Origin of the sequence: Pseudomonas sp. SC3(2021), from assembly GCF_019856535.1 — a bacterium.
Lineage (GTDB): Bacteria > Pseudomonadota > Gammaproteobacteria > Pseudomonadales > Pseudomonadaceae > Aquipseudomonas > Aquipseudomonas monsensis.
Window position 1 is genome coordinate 1,944,781 of sequence record NZ_CP082236.1, and the last position, 25,919, is coordinate 1,970,699.

The following is a 25,919-nucleotide window of genomic DNA, read 5'->3' on the forward strand; positions in this document are numbered from 1 at the left end:
CTCCCTCGTTGACCGTTTACGACCGAAATTCAACTTCAGTCAGCGCCCTGGATAAAGTCCTACAGAGGGCTTCATCCTTTCCTCTTGAACCTGTCGGGTTTTCCCTACACCTCTGGTGAACTGTCGTCAGGACCTCGTCTTGAAAGGCTGACACGCTTTCCTCTACCGTTACAGCCTGTCTCCACTGTTACGGAAAAGCCATGTCGTTGGCCTGCTCACGCTCCTTGTTTTTCATGGCTTTCACTGCGGGGGCCTTTGCTCTGGGAGCTTCCTATTATCTTGAATACGCGGTCGGTCTGGCGCCGTGCAGTCTATGTCTGGTGCAGCGGTTGTTTCTTACGCTGCTGTGCGTGTGCTGCGGTCTGGCGGCGGTGCATGGCCCCAGGCGTGTTGGCTTGTGGCTTTACTGGCTGCTGGTGCTGTGCGCGAGTCTGGGCGGCACCACGGCGGCCTGGCGCCAGGTGCTGATACAAAGCGATCCGGTGCTGCAACTGGACAATTGTGCACCGGCGGCCGAGACGCTGTTCAGTGGACTGTCGTGGATCTGCGCATTGCAACGAATGTTTAACGGCGGTACTGATTGCGCGGAAATTTCCTGGACGCTGTTCGATCTGAGTCTTCCGGAATGGAGTCTGTTGTTCTTTGTCGCGGTGTCGATTCTTGCGGTCTATCAAATGTTACGGCTGGTCTGGGGCGCTCTGCAGCGACCGCTCAGCGGCGAAGCGTCGCACCGGGGGGGGCTGCGGGATTAAACACTTGTATGAACTTTATCTCCTGCGTACCTTGAAGCCATAGGCGTGCGGGCATAATCTGGCCCGCACGTGTCATTGGATTTATGTTGCTCGATGACGCTCTGCCCGGCCGTCCCCCAAGCCAAAACCAAAAGCGGGGCGCGGGTGTAGAGCAGCATGACCCACAAGGGAAGAGAGATTGCCATGCTCGAAAGTTGTCAGAATGCTCAGGAACGTTGGGGTGGAGTTCATCTGCTGATCGACCGCTGGTTGCAGGAGCGTGAGGAGCTGATTGGCGCCTACGACAAACTCGGCGCGCAGCCTGAGTCGTTGTCCGAGAGCCGTAAGCCTTTGCAGGAATTCTGCGGCGTGCTGGTTGATTACGTGTCGGCCGGGCATTTCGAAATCTATGAACAGCTGACGGGCGAAGCCAAGGCGTTCAACGACAAGCGTGGCCTGGAACTCGCCGAGACGATCTACCCGCGTATCGACGTCATCACCGAGAAGCTGCTCGCGTTCAATGATCTGTGCGATGCCGGCAAATGCGTTGCCGAGAAATTCAAGGAGCTCGGTGGCCTGCTCCACGAACGCTTCGAACTCGAAGACTGCCTGATTGAAGTGCTGCATACGGCACACAAGGAAGAGGATCCGGTTCAGGCCTGATCCGAACCCTGATCAAAAAAACGGTGCGCCCCAAGCGCACCGTTTTTTATTGCCTGATCAACTGGTCGCGCCGCGTAATTCCACTTCAAACACCAGTGGTGTAAACGGTGCGATCAAGTCGCCGGCGCCATCAGCGCCATAGGCCTGATCCGATGGAATCACCAGTCGCCATTTCGCCCCTACCGGCATGTTCTGCAACGCGGTGCGCCAACCGGCAATCACGCTGTCGAGGTTGAACCATTGCGGTTGAGTGTTCTGATCGAACACGGTGCCGTCCGGCAGTCGACCGACATACAGCACCTGCACTTTTCCATCGGGGCCGGCCTTGGCGCCAGTGCCCGGCGTCAGCTCGGTGAGCAGGATGCCGTCAGCCAGTTCCTTCACACCCGGTTTGGCTTTTTCAGTGGTGAGGAAACGCTGCTCGTTTTCCATCGCGACGTCGCTGGAGTTCTGTGAAGCGTGCTCGGCGTTTTGCGATTCATGATCGGCAAGGATCTGTTCGATGCGCGCTTCGCTCAGCGCCAGCGGCTTGCCTTGATAAGCCTGCTGCAAGCCTTCGACCAGTGCCTGAATCTGCAGTTGCGGGACTTCCTGGCGTAGCCGTTCACCGAGGCTGGCACCCAGGCTGTAAGCCAGATCGTGAGCGTCATTCGCGGTGGTTTTTTCGTCAGCGTGGACTGCGGAAAAAACCAGGCAGAGGGATAAAAAAAAGTAGCGCGACATGGGCACTCTCCGTCCTGAGATGCGGTGGATTATGCCAGCGCAAACGACTGCAACGGTGAACTGCTTTTGCCTTTGCGCAGAACATTTTCGCTTCGGTGCAACGCAACGCAAACGATACTGTCAAGATGCCCTAGCGGCGGTAACTGCAGAGGTCTAGTATGAGCCGCACCCACGTCAGCCAGGAGGTAAACCATGTCGGCCACCAAGAAGCCTGTAAATACTCCGTTGCACTTACTCCAACAACTCTCGGGCAGCCTGCTCGAGCATCTGGAAAACGCTTGCTCCCAAGCCTTGGCTGATGCTGAAAAACTGCTCGCCAAACTGGAAAAGCAACGCGGCAAGGCGCAAGAAAAACTGCACAAATCCCGCACCAAATTGCAGGACGCAGCCACTGCCGGTAAAGCCAAGGCACAGAACAAAGCCAAGGCTGCGGTGAAAGAACTGGAAGACCTGCTCGATGCTTTAAAAGAGCGTCAGTCCGACACTCGCAGCTACATTCTGCAACTCAAGCGCGATGCTCAGGAAAGCCTGAAACTGGCCCAGGGTGTGGGTCGCGTCCAGGAGGCAGTGGGTAAAGTGCTGACTTCCCGTGCAACCAAACCCGCAGCAGCACCGGCGAAGAAAGCCGCAGCCAAACCTGCTGCAGCTAAACCTGCTGCAACCAAGGCGCCAGCGAAAACGGCTGCTGCCAAACCGGCGGCTAAAGTTGCTGCAAAAGCACCCGTGAAAGCGGCTGCCAAACCTGCTGTGAAAAAACCGGCTGCGGCCAGCGCTGCGAAGCCGGCTGCTAAAACCACCGCTGCAAAACCAGCTGCCGCTAAACCGGCTGCTGCCAAACCAGCCGCTGCCAAAGCCGCTCCGGCGAAAACCGCCGCTGCCAAACCGGCTGCCAAAACCGCTGCGGCAAAACCGGCTGCCAAGCCTGCCGCCAAAACTGCAGCCGCCCGTCCTGCTGCCAAAGCCGCCGCGAAACCGGCCGCGAAGCCTGCGGCAAAACCCGCTGTGAAGGCCGCTGCCAAACCAGCAGCCAAACCAGCAGCCAAGCCAACTGCTGCAGCCAAACCGGCAGCGACTGCCGCCAAGCCTGCTGCGGCTAAACCTGCTGCCAAGCCGGCCGCAAAACCAGCCGCAAAACCAGCCGTGAAAAAACCAGCTGCTGCCAAACCAGCTGCCGCCAAACCGGCCACGGCTCCAGCAGCCAAGCCTGCCGCACCGGCAACCTCGCCAGCGACCGCTGCGCCGGCCGCTACTGCCTCGACCACCACGACTGCGCCAACGCCGGCCGCTGCGTCGAGCGTCACCAGCAACCCAACCAGCGCTTCCTAAGCGTGGGTGACCGCGTCGCGCAGCACTCGCAGCGCGTCGCGGTTCGGGCTGGCGCCCATCAGGCTTTCCAGCCACTCATTCGACGCTGATAGTGCCTGCGGCCAGTTCTGAGTCACCTGCTCCAGCTGCCACAACAGATGCCGTTCGGCCTCCAGTTCCAGCGCCTTCATCTGTTCGCGCAACCCCTTGAGCACCGGATCTTCCGCCGCCAGGGTTTTCCATTGCATGCGTAATGCCCGCAGCGGTTGCACCACCTCGATATCCCAGGGACCCACCAGCATTTGCAGTTGCTGCACGCGTTGTTCGTTGCAGGCAATTGCGCGTTGTTCCAGCCACAAACCGCACAGCAGCAGGCAGACATTGGCCCCCGTCGATTGCAATTGCAGGCAAGCGTCTTCCACACCCGGGCGGGCGTAGGTGGCAAGGGAAAAGCTCCACAGGTCAGAGGACATCGTGCTACTCGCGCCAGTTGTGAGCGAAGCTGGTAGACTCCGCCGCCATTATGATCCGACTTCAGAACCTGACTTTACAGCGTGGCCCGCAACGTCTGCTAGAAGACGCCGAGCTGACCCTGCACGCCGGCCACAAAGCCGGCCTCATCGGTGCCAACGGCGCCGGCAAATCCAGCCTGTTCGCCTTGTTGCGCGGCGAGTTGCACCCGGACTCGGGCGATTGCCTGCTGCCGGCCGACTGGCGGATCGCGCACATGCGCCAGGAGGTCGACACCCTCGAGCGTCTGGCGGTCGACTATGTGCTCGATGGCGACCTGCGTCTACGCGAAGTGCAGCGTGACCTTGCCGTGGCCGAAGAGGCCCACGACGGCACCGCTCTGGCGCGTCTGCACGCCGAACTCGACAGCGCCGACGGTTATACCGCTGACGCACGCGCTCGCAAGTTGCTGGCCGGGCTCGGCTTCACCAACGAGCAGATGGATCGCCAGGTCGGCGATTTCTCCGGTGGCTGGCGGATGCGTCTGAACCTGGCGCAGGCGCTGATGTGCCCGTCGGACCTGTTGCTGCTCGACGAACCGACCAACCACCTGGACCTCGACGCGATCATCTGGCTCGAAGAGTGGCTGAAAAGCTACCCGGGCACCTTGTTGCTGATTTCCCACGACCGCGACTTCCTCGACGAAGTGGTCGATCACGTGGCTCACGTCGATCAACGCAAACTGACCTTGTACCGTGGCGGCTACACCGCGTTCGAACGTGCGCGTGCCGAGCGTCTGGCCCAGCAGCAACAGGCCTACGAGAAGCAGCAGGCGCAACGTGCGCACATGGAAAGCTACATCGCCCGCTTCAAGGCCCAGGCCACCAAGGCCCGTCAGGCGCAGAGCCGGATCAAGGCACTGGAGCGCATGGAAGAACTGTCGGCGGCCCACGTCGATTCGCCGTTCGATTTCGTTTTCCGCGAGTCGACCAAGATCTCCAGCCCGCTGATCGACCTGTCCGATGCACGTCTGGGCTACGGCGACAAAACCATCCTCGAGAAGGTCAAGCTGCAACTGACCCCGGGGGCGCGGATCGGCCTGCTCGGGCCGAACGGCGCGGGTAAATCGACTCTGATCAAGAACCTTGCCGGTGAGCTCGAGCCGCTGGCCGGGCGCCTGACCCGTGGCGAAAACACCGTGGTCGGCTACTTTGCCCAGCATCAGCTCGACTCGCTCGACGCCAAGGCCAGCCCGCTGCTGCACCTGCAGCGTCTGGCGCCGACCGAGCGCGAGCAGACCCTGCGCGACTTCCTCGGCGGTTTCGACTTCCGTGGCGCGCGCATCGACGAACCCGTACTGAATTTCTCCGGTGGCGAAAAGGCGCGTCTGGCCCTGGCGTTGATCGCCTGGGAGCGACCGAACCTGTTGCTGCTCGACGAACCGACCAACCACCTGGACCTGGAAATGCGCCTGGCGCTGACCATGGCGCTGCAGGAATTCAGCGGCGCGGTGCTGGTGGTGTCTCACGATCGCCACTTGCTCAAGAGCACTACCGACAATTTCTACCTGGTCGCTGACGGCAAGGTCGAAGAGTTCGATGGTGACCTCGAAGATTATGCCCGCTGGCTGGTGGAATACCGTCAGCGCAACGCGCCGGTCAGCAACACCCCGGTCAACCCGGACAAGACCGACAAGAAGGCCCAGCGTCAGGCCGCGGCGGCGTTGCGTCAGCAACTGGCACCGCACAAGCGTGAAGCCGACAAGCTCGAAGCCGAGCTGGGCAAACTTCACGAGAAACTCGCCAAGGTCGACGCCAGCCTCGGCGACAGCGACATCTACGAGCCGGCGCGCAAGAACGAATTGCGTGATCTGCTGGCCGAACAAGCCAAGCTGAAAGTGCGCGAAGCCGAGCTGGAAGAGGCCTGGATGGAAGCGCTCGAGACGCTGGAAAGCATGCAGGCGGAGCTGGAGGCGCTGTCCTGATGGAAGCGTTCAAACTGCCGCTGCCGGCGGAGTGGGTCGAGCCGGTCTGGTTTGGCGTGCAGATTCTGCTGATCCTGCTGGCCGGTTATCTGGCCCAGCGCTTCGTCGCCAAAGGCCTGACCCGACTGGGTGAGCGCTATCCGTTCCCGCCGCAGTTGCTGATGCCGCTGCGTGGCGCGCTGCGCTGGTTGATCATGGGCAGCGCGCTGATTTTCGTGCTGGAACGCCTCGGGGTGTCGGCCACCGTGTTGTGGACGGCCCTGTCGGGTTTCGTCGCGGTGGCGGCGGTGGCGTTCTTCGCGATGTGGAGTGTGCTGTCGAACCTGCTGTGCGCGATCCTGATCTTCACCGTCGGGCCGTTTCGCCTGGGCGATGTGGTCGAGCTGGTCGACACCACTGACAAGCCTGGCGTCAAAGGCCGGGTGGTGGCGATCAATCTGCTTTACACCACGTTGATCGAGGCTGAAGAACTGGGCACCGGTAGTGCGATGGTGCAGGTGCCGAACAGCCTGTTCTTTCAGCGTTCGGTGCGGCGCTGGCGCGGCAGCGATGTGTTTCCTTCCAGCGGTTTCGAAAAATAGATTCCCCGGACATCTGATCTGACGCCTTTGCGAGCAAGCCCGCTCCCACCGTAAAAATCGGTAGTCATCCGCCCCAAACCGCATTAGCTTTGACGTTTGTCACGAGCATGAGTCGAGGTGTGCGATGGAGCTACAAACATGGCTGGCGTTTTTCGCCGCCTGCTGGGTGATCAGCCTTTCCCCGGGTGCGGGCGCCATTGCGTCGATGTCCAGCGGTTTGCAATACGGTTTCTGGCGCGGCTACTGGAACGCCCTCGGCCTGCAAATCGGCCTGGCTGTGCAGATTGCGATTGTCGGCGCCGGTGTCGGTGCGATCCTCACTGCCTCGGCCACCGCGTTCCATGCGATCAAATGGTTCGGTGTGGCGTATCTGGTTTATCTGGCTATCAAGCAATGGCGTGCGCTGCCCATGGACATGAGCGATGACGCGGCGGTGCGGCCGATCGGCCGGCCACTGGCGTTGGTGTTCCGCGGGTTTCTGGTGAACATCAGCAATCCCAAGGCCCTGGTATTCATGCTGGCGGTGCTGCCGCAGTTCATCAATCCCCATGCGCCGTTGCTGATTCAGTATGTGGTGATTGGTGTGACGATGATCTTTGTCGACCTGATTGTCATGGCCGGTTACACCGGGCTGGCGTCGAAGGTGCTGCGCCTGTTGCGTACACCGCAGCAGCAGAAGCGCATGAACCGCACGTTTGCCGGGCTGTTCATCGGTGCAGCGGCGTTTATGGCAACGTTGCGCAAAGCGGCGGCGTAAACCTTCCAGGCAGAAAAAAGGCGACCTCGTGAGGTCGCCTTTTTCATTTCTACCGAGACATCGGGGCAAGCGAGCTTTTGTGGCGAGGGGATTTATCCCCGTTGGACTGCGCAGCAGTCCCCATCTTCTTGAATCAAGAGCGAGGGCCGCTTCGCGACCCAACGGGGATAAATCCCCTCGCCACAGAGTTCCTCGCCACAAAGGCCTCAGAACCGGTTCAGTGCAAAATCACCGGCGCGGTATCACGCGGCAGATTGTTGCGCTGTGGTGCTTCGCGCGGCTGCTCGTAGCCGCCACCACCGAGCTGCATGCTCAGTTGCCCGGCCACGTCTTCCCCCAGCGCTTTCGACACCTCACGCACCACCCGAGGGCGGTTCAGCGAGATCTTGATGTCGCGGCCGTTCACCAGTTTGGTGTCCTGCGCTTCACCCATCGCCGTGAAGGCCGAGGTGATCTCGTAGGTCTTGGTGTTGATCAGGCTGAAATCCGCCACCAGCGTCAGGCCCAGCACCGCCGAATAGCTGTCGGTGTGCGCCAGCTCGTTCATGTCCTGGGTGAAGTCGATGTCCGACACGGTGCCGAACAGCACATAGTCGGCACCCTTGAAGTTGCCGGCCTTGATGCGCTTGATCACGTCGTAGATGTCACCCTTGGACGACGCGGTGTACGGCGTGCCCTGCACCAGCTGGAACATGCCGGTGCGCAGGATTTCACCCTTGATGTCGCCGGTGAATTTACGCAGTTCACCCTGTTCGATGTAGCTGGTGGTCGCTTCCAGCTCGTTGTAGTTCGAAGAACCACTGGAGCTGTAATAACCCTCGCGGTAATTGCTCTGCGCTGAAACGATGTGGATGTATTGCTCCACGCGCTCCTGATACGCCAGATCCGTCACCGCGACTTTCGGGGCCGCTTGCACGCTGAACGCGCAAGCCAGGGCCATCATGCCAATCCATGTGCGCATTGATTAACGCTCCGTGGTTTTGCGGATCTCTTTTTCGTCCATCCACTCGGCCAGACCGCTTTCGACGTCGATCAGTTGCAGGCTGAATTTGTAGAAGACGTCCTTGTAGTCGCTGCTGCGCTTGACGATCGAGCTGATCGAACCTTCGATGCGGTACTTGGCGGCAACCATGTTGCCAGTCTTGGCCACGGTGCTTTTCTTGTACAGGCCACTCTGGTTTTGCAGCTTGAGCTGGTCAACCTGGCTCTGCATGGCGTTGTTGTCGCTGGCGAAACGGGCCACGCCGGTTTTCATCAACTGGGTCTTGATGCTGGTGGTGATCTCACGCGTGTCGATGTACTCGCTGGTCTTGTTCTTCACGTCGTAGACCTGAACCACCGGGCGACCCTGCAGGATGCCGGACTGGGCCAGGGAACGGGTCATCGACTCGGCAATCATTTGCAGGTCGGTCGAACCGAATTCGTTGGTCACGGTTTCAACCGCTTTGGTGTCGCCGTAGCTGATGTTCTTGCTGCCCAGGGTCGGCGAAGTGTTGGCGCAACCGGAGGCCAGCAGGGCGAGGACGGCGATGCAGGAAAAGCGTGCAAACATGGGAATGCTCTCTCAAACAGAAATAGGGTGGCGGACTTAAGGCGTCTTGAGTTCCAGACGGAAATCCACGGCTTTCGGCGTCGGCGCGATGCCCTGGATGAAGCTGGTCTGGGCGCCGTACATCATCTGGCTTTTCCAGACTTCTTCCTCGGCGATCGGGAAGCCTTCCGCGCCAAGCCAGGCGAAGCGGTAGTAGAAAATCTTGTTGCTGTTGAGCGTGTTGCTCAACTGCACATTGACGGTCATGAAGCCGTTTTCGCGGGCGACGCGCATGGCGCCGACGACGATGTGTTTCTGCGGCCCCATGGCCACGACTTTGCTCGCGGCGCTGCCCGGCTCTGGCGGTGGCGGGGTGGCGCAGCCGCTCGCCAGGACGGCGAGGGCGGCAACGGCGATGAGTTTGAAGCGCATGCAAAGACTCCGTTCTTAAGGTTGTTTGAGGCTGGCGACGTTGGTCGCGCCGGCGCTCGGGATCACGTGGGCGGCGATGCCACCGGCGAATACTTGATTGCCCACGGCGCGCAGGCTGATCACCTGATAACGCTGGTCGACGGTGACCTTGACCACCGAACCGCCCACGGCGCTCGGCAGGCTGACCTGGTGCTCGCCTTTCTTCAAGCGCAGACGCACCACCTGGGTGTTGTCCGGCAGGGTGCGCCACGTACGGGTATCGGCACCTTCCAGCACAGCTGAAGAGATACCCACGGCCAGACCCGCGAGCGGGTTGGTTTCGTTGATCTTCTTCTGCGCCACACCTTTGGTGATTGCGCGCACGGTGGTGCGCACGATGATCCCCGGCATGTCATCGCGCAGGGCGCGGCGGGACATGGCGGTGGTGCTGTTGAGGGCGGTCAGGTTGACTTGCTGGCCATCGACGCCGATCTGCGCGAACGGCGCAGTGGAGGTGTCAGGCTTGATGATCGGGAACGACAGCGGAGTGATCACCACGTTGTTGGAAATCGGCAATGGCAGCGGCACGCGGATCGAGTCGCGCGACGGCGCCAGGCCGCTTTGCACCACGATCAGGATGTCGCTGTCGTCAGACTTCGACGGCTTGTCGAGGTTGACCAGTGCCTGTTCCAGCAACGGTGTGTTCGGCCGCAGTTCGGCCGCTTTGCGATAGCCCGGTGCAGCCAGATCTTTTTCACCCAGGGCTTCGTAGACGAAACCGGCCAGGTAATGGCTGAACGCACTCTGGTAGCTGTTTTTCAGGCTGACCACTTCCGGCGCATCGAGGCTGGCGACCGGATAACCCTGCAGATCCTTGTACTGGGTCTTGATCCCTTCTTTCTCGGCCTCTTCTTCGCTTTTCAGGTATTCCTTGTCGCGCAGGTCGGCGATCACCGCTTCACGTTCGTGGGTCTTCTTGATCGCGGTGCGGGCGCCGTCGAAATCGTTGACTGCCAGCAGGTTGAGGGCCATCTGCGTGGTCAGCATGACTTTTTCGTAGTCGTAGCCCTCGTAGCGACGCACCTTGTCGTTGACGATGAAGCTGCCGAACTGGGCCAGGTATTTGGCGCTGTCGAGCTTGACCGCATCTTCCCACTGCCCGACCACCTGATCGGCGCTGGTCCAGGCGTTCTGGCTGCCGGACAGGTCGCCTTTGGCGCGCAGCAATTCACCTTTCTCGAAGTAATAGAGCAGGTCCTTGTCAGGGCCGGTGTTGTTCTTTTCCAGCAGGGTCAGGGCGGCATCGACGTTGCCGCTGGCCAGTTGCTGGTTGGTCTGGGCCAGTTCCGAGTCGTAGTTGCGAAACGCTGAACAGCCGGATAGCAGGGTGATGGCGCTGAGCGCGATCAGAGTGGGGGCGCGGAATGCCATGGGGGTACTTCTTCCCTGGAGTAAATGCAGCCGCGAATGCTGGTCGGGCTGAGGTGACCCATCGACAGTGGCGCTGGCCTCCTGCCAATTCCTCATAACAAGAGGAGCTTTAATGCCTCATCGCAATAACGAAGGCGCGGCATTATAGGCGGGCGGTGCTGGCTATGTAATAGCTTTTTAATCGCACTTGTTAGTTTGGTGCCATCATTCTAAGCATTATCAATCGTCCTGCGTTCATGGCGTTTCAGGCAGGACCAGTGCGGAACCCACGAAATAGTTTTTGCCCATGAATACCCGCAGATTGAACACTTGATGGTTCTGGTCGACGCGTACCGTGAACCCGTCTTCTGCGCGAAAATACGGAAAGCGCACGCGGTGCAGGCCTTTTTTCAGGCGCAGACGGGCGACCAGGGTTTTATCCGGCAGTGTGCGCCAGGTTCGTGTGTCAGCTTCCTCGAAAGGATCGTGATCGGTCACCACCAGCGAAGCCTTGGCCGGATCGCGTTCGTTCTTTTGCGCCTGGCTGATGGCGGCCATGTTGGCGCGGAACATGGCGCGGGAAATGATCGCCGGCATGTCATCGCGCAAGGTGCGCATGGCCATGTCCGTGACGCTGTTGATCATCGTCAGCGGGTATTGTTTACCATCGACGAGCACGCTTGGAACCGGAGGTGTGAGCGTGTCGGGCACCATCACCGGGAACGAAATCGGGGCGACAATCGTCAGGTTTTCGTTCAGACGCACCGGGATCGGCACTTGCACCGAACTGCGTGCCGGGGCGAAGCCGGCCTGGACCACGATTAGAATCTCGCTTTCATCGGCTGCCGGCCCGGGTTTGTCCAGATTGCGCAGAGCGTTTTCGAGAAACCGCAGGCCCGGGCGCAATTCGATCGCTTGTCGATAGCCGGGTGCCGCGAGCGTACGCTCGCCCAAGGCTTCATAGGTGAAGCCAGCCAGATAATGACTGAACGCACTCTGGTAGCCATTCTTCAGCGCGATGACTTGCGGAGCGTCGAGGATGGTCACCGGATAGCCTTGCAAGTCTTTGTAATGCAGCGTGATCCCTTGGCTTTTGGCTTGCTCTTCAGCTTCTTCGTATTGCCTTTCGCGCTGGCGGGCGATCAGGGTTTCGCGCTCGTGGGTTTTCTTGATGTCAGCCCGGGCACCGTCGAAATCGTTTTCCGCCAGTTGGTTGAGCGCCATCTCGGTGGTCAGCATGACTTTTTCGTAGTCGTAGCCCTCGTAGCGCAGCAGCTTGTCGTTGACCAGCATCGTGCCCATTTCGTTGCCGAAGCGGGTCAGCAGTTTGATTGGGGCTGAGGGGGTGGTCTCTTCACGCTGGAAAATCATCCGGTCGGCACTGCGCCAGGCTTCCTGGCTTTTTGGCAGGTTGGTGCCGGCGCTGAGAATCGCGCCGCGTTCCAGGTAATACAGCAGATCCTTGTCTTCCCAAGGATTGTGCAGCTCCATCAGGTAGAGCGCTTCGTTCAGATTGCCCTGCGTCATCTGGTCGATAGTCTGCTGCATTTCCTGATCGTAATTGCGATAAGCGGCGCAACCGCTCAGTTGCACGATGAGGCTGAGCAGCAGGCAGAACGGCAGACAATGGCGCATGGAGACGGGTTCTTCCTTGAACGGCAAAAGCACGGGGATGACGCATTATAGGGGCGCTTTGCTGCTGCCGGGTGGGTAAGCATTACGCTAGGCTTGCGTGCTCAGCGATCAACAAGTCGGGGACTCTCGATGAACCAGCTGCAAGCCATGCGCGCCTTTTGTTGCATTGTCGAGTGTCGCGGCTTCAGCGCCGCTGCCGAGCGACTCGACACCACCCACTCGACCATCTCCCGGCAGTTGCAGCAACTGGAAAGCGAACTCGGCACGCGCCTGATCAACCGTAATACCCGCCGTTTCAGCCTGACCACGGCGGGGCAGCAGTATTACGCGGCGTGCGTGGACATTCTCGAGCGTCTTGATCAGGCTGCGCTGGCAGCGGGGCAGGCTCACGAAAGCCCCAGCGGTGTGCTGCGCATCAGCGCGCCGATGGTGATCGGTACGCTGGAGCTGGCGCACTGGCTGCCGGCGTTTCAACAGCGCTATCCCGAGATCGAGGTGGACCTGTCCTGCGATGACCGCTTCGTCGACCTGATCGCCGAGGGCTTCGACGTGGCGTTGCGTATCTGCGGGCCATTGGCCGACTCGTCATTGGTGGCGCTCCTGCTGACCGTTTCGGACATGTTGCTGGTGGCGTCACCGGGCTACGTCGCCCGTCATGGCCTGGTGCGTCAGGTGCGCGAGCTGGCCGGACATCAGTTACTGGCGTTTGCCGGCGGCAGCGACTGGCTGCTGACCGATGCGCGTGGGGGCACCAGCAGCGTGCGCGCGCAAGGCCGGTTCAAGGCCGACTCGATCAGCTCGTTGCACGCTGCGGCGCTGGCCGGTGTCGGCATTGCCGCGTTCACCCGGGCTACGGTGCAGGACGATCTGCTGGCGGGGCGGCTGGTGCAGATCCTGCCCAATTGCAGCCTCGGTCAGCGCCACTATTACGCGCTCTATCCCCATGCCCGACACGTGGCGCTCAAGGTGCGGGTGTTTGTCGAATTCATGCTCGAACACTACCGAAACGCGTCGATGCCATTGCGCTGAAGCGGTTCTCCGTCGACAAAGCTTGAGTGAAAGGCGTTCGAAGTGAACAATATGTAACTTCGCATTTCCATTTGAGAATTCTTCATGACTGCCGCGTCCCGTTTCCTGGCCTGGCTGGCGTTTCCGTTGCTTGCCTTGAGCAGCTTCAATCTGCTCGCCGATACTGTGGAAGGCGCCCCGCAGGCGCTGCACTTGCTCGATTACATCAGTGCGGACTACCCGCCGACGGTGGCGGCGGGCAAGGTTGTCGACGACGGCGAATACCGCGAGCAACTGGAATTCACCCAGGTGCTGCAAGGCCTGATCGCCGGCATGCCGGTCAAGCCGGAGAAGGCGGCGCTGGAGCAAGGCGTCGCGGCTCTGCACGCCGCTATCAGCGCCAAACAGGACGGCGCCGAAGTCGCCCGTCAGGCCCGGCAACTGGGGGCACAACTGGCGGTGGCGTATGAAGTCAGCCAGGCACCGATCATCACGCCGGATCCGATCCGCGGCGCGCCGCTCTACGCGCAAAACTGCTCGGTTTGCCACGGTGAAACCGGGGCCGGCGACGGCCCGGCGAGTCTCGGCATGTCGCCGGCACCGGCCAACCTGCGCGATGCCGCACGGATGGATCACCTGAGCCTGTACGCGATCTACAGCACCCTCGGTCAGGGCGTCGAAGGCACCGACATGCCGGCCTTCGCCGATCAACTGGATGACCGTCAGCGCTGGGACCTGGCGACCTACATCGCCGGCTTCAGTGCCGACCCGGCAGCGGCCAAATCCGACAAGACCTACAACATCGCCGATCTGGCCCGCCAGACCCCGGCCGAAGTACAGGCCGCCGAAGGTGTGCAAACCGCCGCAACCTTCCGCGCCCAGCGCGCGCAGCCGCCGCAGGTCAAGCGGGGCCCGGCGCAGTTGCTCGACTACACCGCTGCGACTCTGGACAAGAGTCTCGCGGCGTATCGTGCCGGCGACCACGATCAGGCGTATGACCTGTCGGTGGCGGCCTATCTGGAAGGTTTCGAGCTGGTCGAAAGCTCGCTGGATAACGTCGACGCCACTGTGCGCAAAGACACCGAAAAATCCCTGATGGCGTATCGGCAGTCGTTGCAGGACGGTTTGCCGGTCGAGCAGGCCGAACAGCGTCTGGATGCCGCCAAGGCCAGGCTCAAGGAGTCCGCCGGGTTACTCGGCAGCGATGGCTTGAGCTGGTCGCTGAGCTTCATTTCCGGCCTCCTGATTCTGCTGCGCGAAGGCCTGGAAGCGATTCTGGTACTGGCGGCGATCCTCGCGTTCCTGCGTAACACCGGCCAGCAGTCGGCGGTGCGCAGCGTCAACATCGGTTGGGGCCTGGCGCTGTTGGCCGGTCTCGGCACCTGGGCGCTGGCCGCGTACGTGATTGATGTCAGCGGCTCGCAGCGTGAGTTGCTCGAGGGCGCGACGGCACTGTTCGCCAGTGTCATGGTGTTGTGGCTCGGCGTGTGGATGCATGACCGGCGCCACGCCGCAGCCTGGCAGGATTACATCAAGCAGAGTCTGGTGGGCGGCGGCGGGCGTTTCGGCTTCGCCATCCTCGCGTTCTTCTCGGTGTACCGCGAATTGTTCGAAGTGATCCTGTTCTACGAAACCCTGTGGTTGCAGGCAGGCCCCGCCGGGCATGACGCAGTGCTGGCCGGTGGTGCCACCGCGCTGGTGCTGCTGGTCGGTCTGGCCTGGGTGATCCTGCGCGGCTCGGCGAAACTGCCGCTGACGCTGTTCTTCAGCATTAACGCCGGTCTGCTCTGTGCGTTGTCGGTGGTGTTCGCCGGGCACGGCGTGAAGGCGCTGCAGGAAGCCGGGATCTTCGGCACGCGGCCGGTGGCGTTCTTCGACTTCGACTGGCTGGGCATTCATGCCGATGCCTATTCGCTGACGGCGCAGGCGCTGGCGATTCTGGCGATTGTCGTGCTGTATGGGCGGAGCCGGATCGCGGAGAAGAAGCGGATGACTGCTTAAGAGCATTCGCTGCGCTCATGTTCGCGGGCAAGCCCGCTCCCACAGGTTAGCGTTAACCTTGTGGGAGCGGGCTTGCCCGCGATGCTTTTAAAAGAGGAAAAAAACATGCGTGTATGGATTGATGCCGACGCCTGCCCTCGGGCCGCCAAGGACCTGGTGGTGAAGTTCGCCCTCAAGCGCCAGTTCGAAGTGGTGCTGGTGGCCGGGCAACCGCAGACCAAACCGGGGCTGGCGATCGTCAAATTGATCGTGGTGCCGAGTGGCCCGGATGCGGCGGACGATTATCTGGTCGAGCACGCGGTGCCCGGTGAACTGGTGATCTGCAGCGATATTCCGCTGGCCGATCGTCTGGTGAAGAAGGGGGTGGCGGCGCTGGACCCGCGGGGCAAGGAGTTCGATGCGCAGAACATGGGCGAGCGGCTGGCGGTGCGCAACCTGTTCACCGACCTGCGCGAGCAGGGCCAGATCAGCGGCGGCCCGGCGCCATTCGGCGAGCGCGAGAAGCAGGCGTTTGCCAATGCGCTGGACCGTATCCTCACGCGCCTTGCACGCCAGTCCTGAACCAGGCAAGGATCCCCTGTAGGCGTGAGCCTGCCCCCGATAGCGGTAGAACATTCAACAAAATTGTTGCCTGTACCGCCGCCATCGCGAGCAGGCTCACTCCGGCATCAGAACGCGTCAGGCATCATTTTCGTGGGTCAGTTCGAGGACGCGATCGACCAGTTTATTGATCCCCGCAGCCGCTTCACTGATGTTCTGGGCCAGCATGTAAGCCGGGGTGGTCACCAGTTTGCGCGCCTTGTCTTCGATGATTTCCGTCACCGCGCAGTCTTCGTGGGTGGCGCCCATCTTGTTCATCGCGGTCGCCGTGTCGGCGTCGTTGCCGATCGTGCAGGTCACGCCCGGGCCGTAGATCTTCGCCGCCAGCGCTGGCGAGATGCACATCAGGCCAACCGGTTTGCCCGCTTCGGCAAACGCCTCGGCCAGTTCCAGCACTTGCGGCTGGACGCTGCAGCCGGCACCTTCGACGGCGAAGTTCGAGAGGTTTTTCGCTGCGCCGAAACCGCCAGGCACGATCAGCGCGTCGAAGTCATCGACGTCGGCTTCGCGGATGTCCTTGATGTTGCCCCGGGCGATCCGTGCCGACTCCACCAGGACGTTGCGCGTTTCGGGCATTTCTTCGCCGGTCAGGTGATTGATCACATGCAATTGCGCGATGTTCGGGGCGAAGCACTGCACTTGCGCGCCGCGTTGATCCAGGCGTAGCAGGGTGATGACGCTTTCATGGATCTCGGCGCCGTCGTATACGCCACTGCCGGACAGGATCACTGCAACTTTTTTGCTCATGGGGTTCTCTCCAGATTCATGGCGCTCAATGTCCACTAATTTGCCGTGCGTTGCCATAGGCTCAAGTGCGGCAGCACCTGCATGGAACGCTTACTACATGGATCGCAACAACGCCGGGGTGTTCATTATTCGGGATGGTCTGTTGCGTAAGGAGCGGCTGATTCTGGGCGTGAGAACGCCGCTGGCGAACGGCAATCCGTTACAGCAGGTGGGATGAGTGACATTCCCGACTGAAAGAGTCGTTCAGTCCGGATGTGGCCTGTTCAGTGGTGTCGGGCTGTATGCCTGTCGCCAGCGAGTTACTCGGTTGGCGGCTTGGGTTCGGCAGCGTTGGCCTGCTCGGCCTGATGCAACTGCGCAGCTTTTGCGGCTTGCTCGTCGGCATAAACCTGCCTGGCCAGCCGCGCATTCTTGAAGCGGCGGCGCAGCCACAGGCCGACGCCCAGCAACAAGAGCGCACCCAGCACCCACAGTTCATATTTCTTGATGCTGCCGAGCATGCCTTCCAGCACCGCGCCGAAGTGGTAAGCCGCCGCAGCCAGCGCGGTGGCCCAGATCGCCGCGCCAATGCCGTTGAGCAGCAGATAACGTCCCGGCGGATAACCCGACAGGCCGATCGCCACCGGCATTACCGTGCGCAAGCCATACACGAAGCGGAAGCTCAGGACCCAGATGTCCGGGTGCTTGCGAATGTGCTCCAGCGCGCGGTCGCCCATCATCTGCCAGCGCGGTTTGCGCGCGAGCAATTTGCGCCCGTGCTTGCGCCCCAGGAAGTACCACAGCTGATCGCCGGCATAGCTGCCGAAGAACGCCACGACGACCACCAGGTTGATGTCCATGTATCCACGGAACGCGAGGAAGCCCGCGAGCACCAGGATGGTTTCGCCTTCGAAGAACGTGCCGAGGAACAAGGCAAAGTAGCCGAAGTCATGCAGAAATTGTTGGAGCATTGTCTGGGTGCTGGCGAAATGAACGCGCAGCCTAACCCTTCGTACACATTCAGGAAAGTGTCCAAATGTGTCTCGACGTGAACAATTCCTACACTGACAATGGAATGCGGCTACATGTCACGGGGCACGCACAACTGTAATCTGTTCGTCATAATGGCGGTCTATAACTGTCACGCTCGCCCGTTTGCGCGGGCTCAGGAGTCTGCCGTGAGCTTTACCCCTGCCAACCGTTTGTTCCCAGCCACCCGCCTGCGCCGCAATCGCCGTGATGATTTTTCGCGTCGGCTGGTGCGGGAAAATGTGCTGACGGTCGATGACCTGATCCTGCCGGTGTTCGTGCTCGACGGTGAAAACCGCCGCGAAGCCGTGGCCTCGATGCCGGGTGTGGAACGGTTGACCATCGACCTGCTGCTCGAAGAAGCGGCGAAATGGGTCGAACTGGGGATTCCGGCGCTGGCCCTGTTCCCGGTCACGCCTGCAGCACTCAAATCCCTCGACGCCGCTGAAGCCTGGAACCCTCAAGGCATCGCCCAGCGCGCCACCCGCGCCCTGCGTGAGCGCTTCCCGGAGCTGGGCGTGATCACCGACGTCGCGCTCGACCCGTTCACCACCCACGGTCAGGACGGCATCCTCGACGAAGACGGCTATGTGCAGAACGACATCACCGTCGACGCACTGGTCCGTCAGGCCCTGTCCCATGCCGAAGCCGGTGCCCAGGTGGTTGCGCCGTCGGACATGATGGACGGTCGCATTCAGGCGATCCGCGAAGCGCTGGAAGTCGCCGGCCATGTCAACGTGCGGATCATGGCCTACTCGGCCAAGTACGCCAGCGCCTATTACGGCCCGTTCCGCGATGCAGTCGGTTCGGCCTCGAACCTCGGCAAGGCGAACAAGGCTTCTTATCAGATGGACCCGGCCAACAGCGACGAAGCGCTGCACGAAGTCGGCGCCGACTTGTCTGAAGGCGCGGACATGGTCATGGTCAAACCCGGCATGCCGTACCTCGACATTCTTTTCCGGGTAAAAGATGCCTTCAAAGTGCCGACCTTCGTCTATCAGGTTAGCGGCGAATACGCCATGCACATGGCGGCGATCGAGAATGGCTGGTTGAGCGAGGCGGTGATTCTCGAATCACTGACCGCCTTTAAACGTGCCGGCGCTGATGGCATCCTGACTTACTTTGCTGTCCGTGCCGCTCAATTGTTACGAGAGCAGAAATAGCCCTCCCAGGAACATTCGATGAATACCGAAGGACTCACAGAAGTTGCAGTAAAAGAAGCTCAGCCGGTGGTGGAACAAATCACCGAAACCCCGCCGGAACTGGAGCCTGCGCCACCCGTGCCGGTTGTCGAAGCCGCCTCGGCGGCACCGGTGATCGCGATTCCTGGCCTGGATGACAGCAGTCTGTATATCCACCGCGAGCTCTCGCAACTGCAATTCAACATCCGCGTGCTGGAGCAGGCGCTGGACGAGTCCTATCCGTTGCTGGAGCGGCTGAAGTTCCTGCTGATCTTCTCCAGCAACCTCGACGAATTCTTCGAAATCCGCGTCGCCGGCCTGAAAAAGCAGATCACCTTCGCCCGGGAACAGGCCGGTGCCGACGGGCTGCAGCCGCATCAGGCGCTGGCGCGGATCAGCGAACTGGTGCACGGTCACGTTGACCGCCAGTACGCGATTCTCAACGACATCCTGTTGCCGGAGCTGGAAAAGCACCAGGTGCGCTTCATCCGTCGCCGTTACTGGACGACCAAGCTCAAGACCTGGGTGCGCCGTTATTTCCGCGACGAAATTGCACCGATCATTACCCCGATCGGCCTCGACCCGACGCACCCGTTCCCGTTGCTGGTGAACAAGAGCCTGAACTTCATCGTCGAGCTGGAAGGTATCGACGCCTTTGGTCGCGATTCCGGTCTGGCGATCATCCCGGCGCCGCGTCTGCTGCCACGGATCATCAAGGTGCCGGAAGAAGTCGGCGGCCCGGGCGACAACTATGTGTTCCTGTCGTCGATGATCCACGCCCACGCCGATGACCTGTTCCAAGGCATGAAGGTCAAGGGCTGCTACCAGTTCCGCCTGACCCGAAACGCCGACCTGTCGCTCGATTCCGAAGACGTCGAAGACCTTGCGCGCGCCCTGCGTGGCGAGCTGTTCTCGCGTCGCTACGGTGATGCGGTGCGTCTGGAAGTGGCCGACACCTGCCCGAAACACCTGTCGGACTACCTGCTCAAGCAGTTCAATCTGAGCGAGACCGAGCTGTATCAGGTCAACGGCCCGGTCAACCTGACCCGCCTGTTCAGCATCACCGGTCTGGACAGCCATCCGGAGCTGCAATACACGCCGTTCACCCCGCAGATCCCGAAACTGCTGCAGAACAGCGAGAACATTTTCAGCGTTGTCAGCAAACAGGACATCCTGCTGCTGCACCCGTTCGAGTCGTTCACCCCGGTGGTCGACCTGCTGCGTCAAGCGGCGAAAGACCCGCATGTGTTGGCGGTGCGCCAGACCCTGTACCGGTCCGGCGCCAACTCCGAGATCGTCGATGCGCTGGTGGACGCCGCGCGTAACGGCAAGGAAGTGACCGCGGTCATCGAACTGCGCGCACGCTTCGACGAAGAGTCCAATCTGCAACTGGCCAGCCGCCTGCAAGCGGCCGGTGCGGTGGTGATTTACGGCGTGGTCGGCTTCAAGACTCACGCCAAGATGATGTTGATCCTCCGTCGCGAGGCCGGCGAGATTGTGCGTTACGCACACCTGGGCACCGGTAACTACCACGCCGCCAATGCCCGTCTGTACACCGACTACAGCCTGCTGACCTCCGACGACGCCTTGTGCGAAGACGTCGGCAAACTGTTCAGCCAGTTGATCGGCATGGGTAAAACCCTGCGCATGAAGAAGCTGCTGCATGCGCCGTTTACCCTGAAGAAGGGCATGCTCGACATGATCACCCGCGAGACGCAGTTTGCCCTCGACGGCAAACCGGCGCACATCATCGCCAAGTTCAACTCGCTGACCGATCCGAAGATCATCCGCGCGCTGTACAAGGCCAGCCAGTCCGGCGTGCGCATTGACCTGGTGGTGCGTGGCATGTGCTGCCTGCGGCCGGGCATCGCCGGGGTTTCGCACAACATCCACGTGCGTTCGATCATCGGCCGCTTCCTCGAGCACACCCGGGTGTTCTACTTCCTCAACGGTGGCGAGGAGCAAATGTTCCTCTCCAGTGCCGACTGGATGGAGCGCAACCTCGACAAGCGCGTCGAGACTTGCTTCCCGGTAGAAGGCAAGAAGCTGCTGACCCGCGTCAAGAAAGAGCTGGAGCTGTACCTGACCGACAACACCCACAGCTGGAGCCTGCAGTCGGATGGCCGCTACATCCGCAACACGCCAACCGGTAATCAGAACCCGCGCAGTGCGCAGGCGACGTTGCTGGAGCGTCTGGGCAGCCCGATTCTGCCGGTGAGCAGCTGAGGCCTTGAAAGTCAAAAGCCCCTCACCCTAACCCTCTTCCAGAGGGAGAGGGGGCTGGCCGAGGTGTTTCGAGCTATACGTCGACCTGAGCTACCGAGTCGAACTCAGGCCTTGAAGCCAGCGGAGATCGGCGCCCTCTCCCTCGGGAGAGGGCTGGGGTGAGGGTTAACCTCCGTCCCCAAGTCGAACCGAATAAAAAAGGCGATCCAGAAGGATCGCCTTTTTTGCACCTGAGATTTAACTCAGTGAACGGTGAGGACAATCCCCACCCGCGTCAGCCACTCGGCCTCAAGCCCGAAATCCGCCTGAGTCAGCTGGTTTTCATCCAGCCAGTTTTCCGGAAATTCCACATCAAGGCTGTCGCCCTTGGCGTGCAATGCCACCTGCGGCATCGCCTGGGTGCCCCGGATGTGGTGGAACAGGATCGCAAAGCGCAGCAGCACGCAGAGGCGAATCAGCTTGTCGCCGTCGTCACCGAATTCGGCGAATTTATCCTTGGGAATGTTGCGGCGATGGCCACGTACCAGCAGGGCGAGCATTTGCTGGTCTTCGCGGGAGAACCCGGCGAGGTCCGAATGCTCGATCAGGTAAGCGCCATGTTTGTGGTACTGATAGTGAGCGATGTCGAGCCCGACTTCGTGCACTTTCGCCGCCCAGCCCAGGAGTTCGCGCCAGATACCGTCATCCAGCTCCCAGTCGGCCGCGACCTGATCGAAGGCATGCAGCGCCTTGCGTTCGACCCGCGCCGCTTGTTCCAGGTCGACGTGATAACGCTCCATCAACGAGGTCAGGGTGCGTTCGCGCACGTCTTCGTGGTGATGGCGACCCAGCAGGTCGTAGAGCACGCCTTCGCGTAAGGCACCGTCGCAGTGATCCATGCGTTGCAGTTCGAGGGCGTCGAAGATCGCTTCGAGAATCGCCAGGCCCGCCGGGAAGATCGTCCGGCGATCAGGCTTGATGCCTTCGAAATCGATCTTGTCGACATCGCCGAGCTTGAACAGGCGGCGCTTGAGCCAGGCCAGGCCTTCGGCGTTCACTTCGCCCGTGCCATGCCCGCCGGCCTTCAGTGCCAGGCCGATAGCGCGGATGGTGCCCGAGGAGCCGATGGCTTCATCCCAGGTCAGGCGGTGCAGGGCGTGCTCGATGCTCATGATCTCCAGTCGCGCTGCGGTGTACGCCTGGGCGTAGCGGGCCGGGGTGATCTTGCCGTCCTTGAAGTAGCGTTGGGTGAAGCTGACGCAACCCATCTGCAGGCTTTCGCGCAGCAGCGGTTCGAATCTTTGCCCAATGATGAATTCGGTACTGCCGCCGCCAATGTCGGCGACCAGTCGTTTGCCCGGGGTGTCGGCGAGGGTGTGCGAGACGCCCAGATAGATCAGGCGCGCTTCTTCACGCCCGGAGATGACTTCCACCGGATGGCCGAGAATTTCTTCTGCGCGGCGGATGAATTCGCCACGGTTGCGGGCCTCACGCAGGGCGTTGGTGCCGACAATGCGCACGGCGCCCAGCGGCATACCGTTGATCAGTTGGGCAAACCGCTTGAGACAATCGAGGCCGCGCTGCATCGATTCTTCGTTGAGATGGCGCTCATCGTCGATGCCGGCGGCGAGCTGAACCTTCTCTCCGAGGCGCTCCAGGATACGGATTTCACCGTTCTGGGCCTTGGCCACGACCATGTGAAAGCTGTTGGAGCCCAGGTCGATTGCGGCGATCAGGGACAGATTCTTGGCTTGGGATTGCGGCATGGTCAGGGGGTCTCGGTCGATAACCCCGACATCGTGCCACGATCAAACGCTGGCGCCAACGCGCACGGTTCAAACCCTTGATTCAGCGCAGAAAGTCTGGAGATCGCGGCGCGGCCATTGGCGAGCAGGCTCGCTCCCACAGGTGAGCGCATTCCAATGTGGGAGCGAGCTTGCTCGCGAAGAGGGCATCACTGCCTAAGAAGATCTTCAGGCTGTCGCTTCCACCGTGCCAATAAAGTTCGCCAGCTCCGCCGTCTGCGGATTGGCAAACAACACCTTCGGATCCCCCACCTCATGCACTTTGCCGTGATGCATGAACACCAACTTATCCCCAACCTCCCGGGCAAAGCGCATTTCGTGGGTGACCATGATCAGCGTCATGCCTTCCTTGGCCAGTTGCCGCACCACGCTGAGCACTTCGTTGACCAGCTCCGGGTCCAGCGCCGACGTGATCTCATCGCACAGCAGCACCTTGGGCGACATCGCCAGTGCCCGGGCAATCGCCACGCGCTGCTGCTGACCGCCGGAGAGGCGATCCGGAAACGCATCGAACTTCTCCCCCAGGCCCACGCGTTCGAGCATCTTGCGCGCCAGTTCGGCCGCCTTGGCCTTGGGCACTTTCTGCACCACTTGCGGCGCGAGCATCACGTTCTCGCCCACAGTCAGGTGGGGGAACAGGTTGAACTGCTGGAACACCATGCCGACTTTCTGCCGCAGGCTGCGCAGGTCGGCGCGGGCAGCGTCGAGGTATTCGCCGTCGACTTCGATCACCCCGTCATTGATCGACTCCAGGCCGTTGAGTGTACGCAGCAGGGTGGATTTGCCCGAGCCGCTGCGGCCGATGATCGCCACCACCTGACCTTCTTCGACGCTGAGGTCGATGCCTTTGAGCACGTGGTGGTCGCCGTAATATTTATGCAGGGCGGAAATTCTAAGCAGAGGCATGCAGTCTCCTTTCCAGGTAGCGCGCACTGAGCGACAAGGGGTAGCAGAGCAGGAAGTAGCCGAGGGCGACGAGGCCGTAGACCATGAACGGTTCAAACGTGGCGTTGGCGAGCATGCCGCCGGTCTTGGTCAGTTCGGTGAAGCCGATGATCGAGGTCACCGCCGTGCCCTTGACCACTTGCACCGAGAAGCCCACGGTCGGCGCCACCGCGATACGCAGGGCTTGCGGCAGGATCACGTAGCGCAGTTGCTCCAGCGGATTCAACGCCAGGCTCGACGAGGCTTCCCACTGGCCATGAGGAATCGCTTCGACACAACCACGCCAGATTTCCGCCAGATAGGCACTGGTAAACAGCGTCAGGGCAATCGCCGCCGCCATCCACGGTGAAATCTCGATCCCGGCCAGTGCTACGCCGAAGAACACCAGAAACAGCTGCATCAACAGCGGCGTGCCCTGGAACAGCTCGATCCAGGTGCGGGCGATGTTGCTCGACAGCGGGCTTTTCGAAATGCGCATGACCAGAATCAGCAGCCCGACGATCCCGCCGCCGATGAAGGCCACCAGCGACAACGCCAGCGTCCACTGCAGGCCGGTGAGCAGGTTGCGCAGGATGTCCCAGAAGGTGAAGTCGCTCATTGGCTGCTCCTCGAGAGATAGCGGCGCCCCAGCCAGTTGAGCAACTGGCGGATCAGCAACGCCATGCACAGGTAGATCAGTGTGGTCAGCGCATAGGTTTCAAAGGCGCGGAAATTGCGCGACTGAATGAAGTTGGCGGCAAAGCTCAACTCTTCGGTGGCGATTTGCGAACACACCGCCGACCCGAGCATGACGATGATGATCTGGCTGCTCAGGGCCGGCCAGACCTTACCCAGCGCCGGCAGCAGGACCACGTGGCGGAACGCTTCGAAACGGCTCATCGCCAGCGCCGCTGCGGCCTCCAGTTGCCCGCGCGGGATCGCCTGGATGCCGGCGCGGATGATCTCGGTCGAATACGCACCGAGATTGATCACCATCGCCAGCACGGCTGCCTGCCATTCGGAAATCTGCACGCCGAGGGACGGCAGGCCGAAGAAGATGAAGAACAGTTGCACCAGAAACGGCGTGTTGCGGATCAACTCGACGTAGACGCCGAAAATCGCCGAGAACGGGCGGATGTTCCACGCCCGCACCAGCGCGCCGACGATGCCCACGCCGACCCCGAAGAATGCGCCAATGGCCGTCAGTTCCAGGGTAAACAAGGCGCCGCGCAACAGCAGGTCGGTGTTTTGCAGCACCGGAATGAAATCGAACTGATAAGCCATGTAGGTCTCCCGCGCAGTCGATCAGAGATCGGCCGGCAGCGGCTCTTTCAGCCAGGTCTGTGAATTCTTTTCCAGTGCGCCGTCAGCCTTGGCGGTGGTCAGGATGTCGTTGACCTTGGCCAGCAGCGCCGGCTCGTTCTTGTTCACGCCGACGTAGACCGGCGAATCCTTGAGCTTCACTTTCAGCGCCGGCACGCGTTTCGGGTTCTTTTCGCTGATCGCGACCATCACCACGTTGCCGCTGGCGATCAGGTCAACCTGGCCGGCGAGGTAGGCGGCGATGGTCGAATTGTTGTCTTCGAAGCGCTTGATGGTCACGCCTTCGGGGGCGACTTTGCTCAGCTCGATGTCTTCGATGGCGCCACGGGTGACACTGATGGTTTTGCCTTTGAGGTCGTCGAGCGTGGTGATGGCGGCATCAGGCGGGCCGAACACGGCGAGGTAGAACGGGGCGTAGGCGCGGGAGAAGTCGATGACTTTCTCGCGATCCGGATTTTTACCGAGGCTGGAGATCACCAGATCGACCTTGCCGGTGGTGAGGAACGGGATGCGGTTGGTGCTGTTGACCGGGGTCAGTTCGAGTTTGACCTTCAGTTGATCGGCCAGCAGTTTCGCTGTGTCGATGTCCAGGCCACGGGGCTTCATGTCCGGGCCGACCGAGCCGAACGGCGGGAAGTCCTGGGGCACGGCGACTTTCAATGTGCCGCGTTTGACCACGTCATCCAGCGCGTCGGCGTGGGCGGGGATCTGGCTGAGCAACAGGCTGGAAAACAGGGCGGCGAGGAGGGCGCGGTAACGCAGTGTCATGGCAAATCTCCGGATCGGCGGGAAGTGATTTCTGCGATCGGACAGAGCATGGGGCGTGCCAATACTCGGGTTTCCCCCGCGCAGGCCGCGGTTTTGGCGGATTTGTTCGGTCTTACTGGTCTGAACAGTCAGGTTGTTTTTCGCACTCCGATAGCGCATCGGTGTACG

The 25,919-nt window shown here is 61.1% G+C and carries 25 protein-coding genes; 11 read left to right on the forward strand and 14 right to left on the reverse strand.

Annotated elements, in window-relative coordinates; genetic code table 11:
* Nucleotides 1–200 precede the first annotated feature (200 nt).
* Together K5Y35_RS08565 and rsd are read left to right on the forward strand one after the other, a co-directional pair.
* Nucleotides 201–752: a disulfide bond formation protein B gene (locus K5Y35_RS08565; protein WP_123469768.1), complete on the forward strand. Its 552-nt coding sequence runs from the start codon at nucleotides 201–203 to the stop codon at nucleotides 750–752.
* A gap of 183 nt (nucleotides 753–935) precedes the next feature.
* The gene (rsd, locus tag K5Y35_RS08570; RefSeq protein WP_123469766.1) at nucleotides 936–1,394 is read left to right on the forward strand and encodes a sigma D regulator; all 459 of its coding nucleotides are present in this window, start codon (nucleotides 936–938) and stop codon (nucleotides 1,392–1,394) included.
* 57 nt (nucleotides 1,395–1,451) lie between these two features.
* On the opposite strand, the gene K5Y35_RS08575 is transcribed toward rsd, so the two are convergent.
* Nucleotides 1,452–2,117, reverse strand: a complete 666-nt coding sequence (locus K5Y35_RS08575; RefSeq protein WP_222834074.1) for an FKBP-type peptidyl-prolyl cis-trans isomerase — start codon at nucleotides 2,115–2,117, stop codon at nucleotides 1,452–1,454.
* Between the two features lie 192 nt (nucleotides 2,118–2,309).
* Between K5Y35_RS08575 and K5Y35_RS08580 the strand changes: the two genes are divergently transcribed.
* On the forward strand, nucleotides 2,310–3,443 hold the full coding sequence (locus K5Y35_RS08580) for an AlgP family protein (protein ID WP_222834075.1): 1,134 nt from the start codon (nucleotides 2,310–2,312) through the stop codon (nucleotides 3,441–3,443).
* Here K5Y35_RS08580 and K5Y35_RS08585 read toward each other — a convergent pair.
* Entirely contained in the window at nucleotides 3,440–3,895 is a 456-nt protein-coding gene (locus tag K5Y35_RS08585; protein WP_222834076.1) for a TIGR02444 family protein, read from the reverse strand. The two genes, K5Y35_RS08580 and K5Y35_RS08585, sit on opposite strands and share 4 nt — an antisense overlap.
* Nucleotides 3,896–3,945: 50 nt before the next feature.
* Between K5Y35_RS08585 and K5Y35_RS08590 the strand changes: the two genes are divergently transcribed.
* The 3 genes from K5Y35_RS08590 (at nucleotide 3,946) to K5Y35_RS08600 (ending at nucleotide 7,194) form a co-directional block, all read left to right on the forward strand.
* Entirely contained in the window at nucleotides 3,946–5,856 is a 1,911-nt protein-coding gene (locus K5Y35_RS08590; protein ID WP_123469758.1) for an ATP-binding cassette domain-containing protein, read from the forward strand.
* Nucleotides 5,856–6,437 carry a mechanosensitive ion channel family protein gene (locus K5Y35_RS08595; RefSeq protein WP_123469756.1) on the forward strand — a complete coding sequence of 194 codons (582 nt, stop codon included), beginning with the start codon at nucleotides 5,856–5,858 and terminating at the stop codon, nucleotides 6,435–6,437. The genes K5Y35_RS08590 and K5Y35_RS08595 overlap by 1 nt, the downstream gene beginning before the upstream one ends.
* Nucleotides 6,438–6,561: 124 nt before the next feature.
* Nucleotides 6,562–7,194, forward strand: coding sequence for a LysE family transporter (locus K5Y35_RS08600; protein ID WP_123469754.1), 633 nt, complete (start codon nucleotides 6,562–6,564; stop codon nucleotides 7,192–7,194).
* Nucleotides 7,195–7,411: 217 nt separating this feature from the next.
* On the opposite strand, the gene K5Y35_RS08605 is transcribed toward K5Y35_RS08600, so the two are convergent.
* From K5Y35_RS08605 to K5Y35_RS08625, 5 genes are all read right to left on the reverse strand, one after another.
* On the reverse strand, nucleotides 7,412–8,155 hold the full coding sequence (locus K5Y35_RS08605) for a penicillin-binding protein activator LpoB (RefSeq protein WP_123469752.1): 744 nt from the start codon (nucleotides 8,153–8,155) through the stop codon (nucleotides 7,412–7,414).
* A 3-nt stretch (nucleotides 8,156–8,158) separates the two neighbouring features.
* Nucleotides 8,159–8,746, reverse strand: a complete 588-nt coding sequence (gene lpoB, locus K5Y35_RS08610) for a penicillin-binding protein activator LpoB (RefSeq protein WP_123469750.1) — start codon at nucleotides 8,744–8,746, stop codon at nucleotides 8,159–8,161.
* Between the two features lie 36 nt (nucleotides 8,747–8,782).
* On the reverse strand, nucleotides 8,783–9,157 hold the full coding sequence (locus K5Y35_RS08615) for a YcfL family protein (protein WP_186744045.1): 375 nt from the start codon (nucleotides 9,155–9,157) through the stop codon (nucleotides 8,783–8,785).
* A 15-nt stretch (nucleotides 9,158–9,172) separates the two neighbouring features.
* Entirely contained in the window at nucleotides 9,173–10,567 is a 1,395-nt protein-coding gene (locus tag K5Y35_RS08620; RefSeq protein WP_123469746.1) for a COG3014 family protein, read from the reverse strand.
* 234 nt (nucleotides 10,568–10,801) lie between these two features.
* Nucleotides 10,802–12,181 (reverse strand): COG3014 family protein, encoded by a 1,380-nt coding sequence (locus tag K5Y35_RS08625; protein ID WP_123469744.1) that lies wholly within the window; start codon nucleotides 12,179–12,181, stop codon nucleotides 10,802–10,804.
* A gap of 129 nt (nucleotides 12,182–12,310) precedes the next feature.
* On the opposite strand from K5Y35_RS08625, the gene K5Y35_RS08630 reads away from it, so the two are divergent.
* The 3 genes from K5Y35_RS08630 to K5Y35_RS08640 all read left to right on the forward strand — a co-directional run bounded on the left by K5Y35_RS08630 (nucleotide 12,311) and on the right by K5Y35_RS08640 (nucleotide 15,751).
* Nucleotides 12,311–13,210 carry a LysR family transcriptional regulator gene (locus K5Y35_RS08630; RefSeq protein WP_222834077.1) on the forward strand — a complete coding sequence of 300 codons (900 nt, stop codon included), beginning with the start codon at nucleotides 12,311–12,313 and terminating at the stop codon, nucleotides 13,208–13,210.
* 84 nt (nucleotides 13,211–13,294) lie between these two features.
* Nucleotides 13,295–15,190, forward strand: a complete 1,896-nt coding sequence (locus K5Y35_RS08635; RefSeq protein WP_222834078.1) for an FTR1 family protein — start codon at nucleotides 13,295–13,297, stop codon at nucleotides 15,188–15,190.
* A 105-nt stretch (nucleotides 15,191–15,295) separates the two neighbouring features.
* Entirely contained in the window at nucleotides 15,296–15,751 is a 456-nt protein-coding gene (locus tag K5Y35_RS08640) for a YaiI/YqxD family protein (protein WP_027610467.1), read from the forward strand.
* A gap of 117 nt (nucleotides 15,752–15,868) precedes the next feature.
* On the opposite strand, the gene elbB is transcribed toward K5Y35_RS08640, so the two are convergent.
* Both elbB and K5Y35_RS08650 read right to left on the reverse strand, forming a co-directional pair.
* On the reverse strand, nucleotides 15,869–16,537 hold the full coding sequence (gene elbB / locus K5Y35_RS08645) for an isoprenoid biosynthesis glyoxalase ElbB (RefSeq protein WP_123469739.1): 669 nt from the start codon (nucleotides 16,535–16,537) through the stop codon (nucleotides 15,869–15,871).
* A 299-nt stretch (nucleotides 16,538–16,836) separates the two neighbouring features.
* Nucleotides 16,837–17,487 carry a DedA family protein gene (locus tag K5Y35_RS08650; protein WP_123469737.1) on the reverse strand — a complete coding sequence of 217 codons (651 nt, stop codon included), beginning with the start codon at nucleotides 17,485–17,487 and terminating at the stop codon, nucleotides 16,837–16,839.
* A 207-nt stretch (nucleotides 17,488–17,694) separates the two neighbouring features.
* Between K5Y35_RS08650 and hemB the strand changes: the two genes are divergently transcribed.
* Nucleotides 17,695–18,708: a porphobilinogen synthase gene (gene hemB, locus K5Y35_RS08655; RefSeq protein WP_128613824.1), complete on the forward strand. Its 1,014-nt coding sequence runs from the start codon at nucleotides 17,695–17,697 to the stop codon at nucleotides 18,706–18,708.
* An 18-nt stretch (nucleotides 18,709–18,726) separates the two neighbouring features.
* The gene (ppk1, locus tag K5Y35_RS08660) at nucleotides 18,727–20,952 is read left to right on the forward strand and encodes a polyphosphate kinase 1 (RefSeq protein ID WP_222834079.1); all 2,226 of its coding nucleotides are present in this window, start codon (nucleotides 18,727–18,729) and stop codon (nucleotides 20,950–20,952) included.
* Nucleotides 20,953–21,194: 242 nt separating this feature from the next.
* On the opposite strand, the gene ppx is transcribed toward ppk1, so the two are convergent.
* The 5 genes from ppx to K5Y35_RS08685 all read right to left on the reverse strand — a co-directional run bounded on the left by ppx (nucleotide 21,195) and on the right by K5Y35_RS08685 (nucleotide 25,751).
* Nucleotides 21,195–22,697 (reverse strand): exopolyphosphatase, encoded by a 1,503-nt coding sequence (gene ppx, locus K5Y35_RS08665; RefSeq protein ID WP_128613826.1) that lies wholly within the window; start codon nucleotides 22,695–22,697, stop codon nucleotides 21,195–21,197.
* Between the two features lie 207 nt (nucleotides 22,698–22,904).
* Nucleotides 22,905–23,642, reverse strand: coding sequence for an amino acid ABC transporter ATP-binding protein (locus K5Y35_RS08670; RefSeq protein ID WP_095186877.1), 738 nt, complete (start codon nucleotides 23,640–23,642; stop codon nucleotides 22,905–22,907).
* Nucleotides 23,629–24,279, reverse strand: coding sequence for an amino acid ABC transporter permease (locus K5Y35_RS08675; RefSeq protein WP_123469729.1), 651 nt, complete (start codon nucleotides 24,277–24,279; stop codon nucleotides 23,629–23,631). Before K5Y35_RS08675 ends, K5Y35_RS08670 begins: the two co-directional genes overlap by 14 nt.
* Nucleotides 24,276–24,944 (reverse strand): amino acid ABC transporter permease, encoded by a 669-nt coding sequence (locus K5Y35_RS08680; RefSeq protein ID WP_123469728.1) that lies wholly within the window; start codon nucleotides 24,942–24,944, stop codon nucleotides 24,276–24,278. Before K5Y35_RS08680 ends, K5Y35_RS08675 begins: the two co-directional genes overlap by 4 nt.
* Before the next feature lie 21 nt (nucleotides 24,945–24,965).
* Nucleotides 24,966–25,751: a transporter substrate-binding domain-containing protein gene (locus K5Y35_RS08685; RefSeq protein ID WP_128613829.1), complete on the reverse strand. Its 786-nt coding sequence runs from the start codon at nucleotides 25,749–25,751 to the stop codon at nucleotides 24,966–24,968.
* Nucleotides 25,752–25,919: the final 168 nt, after the last annotated feature.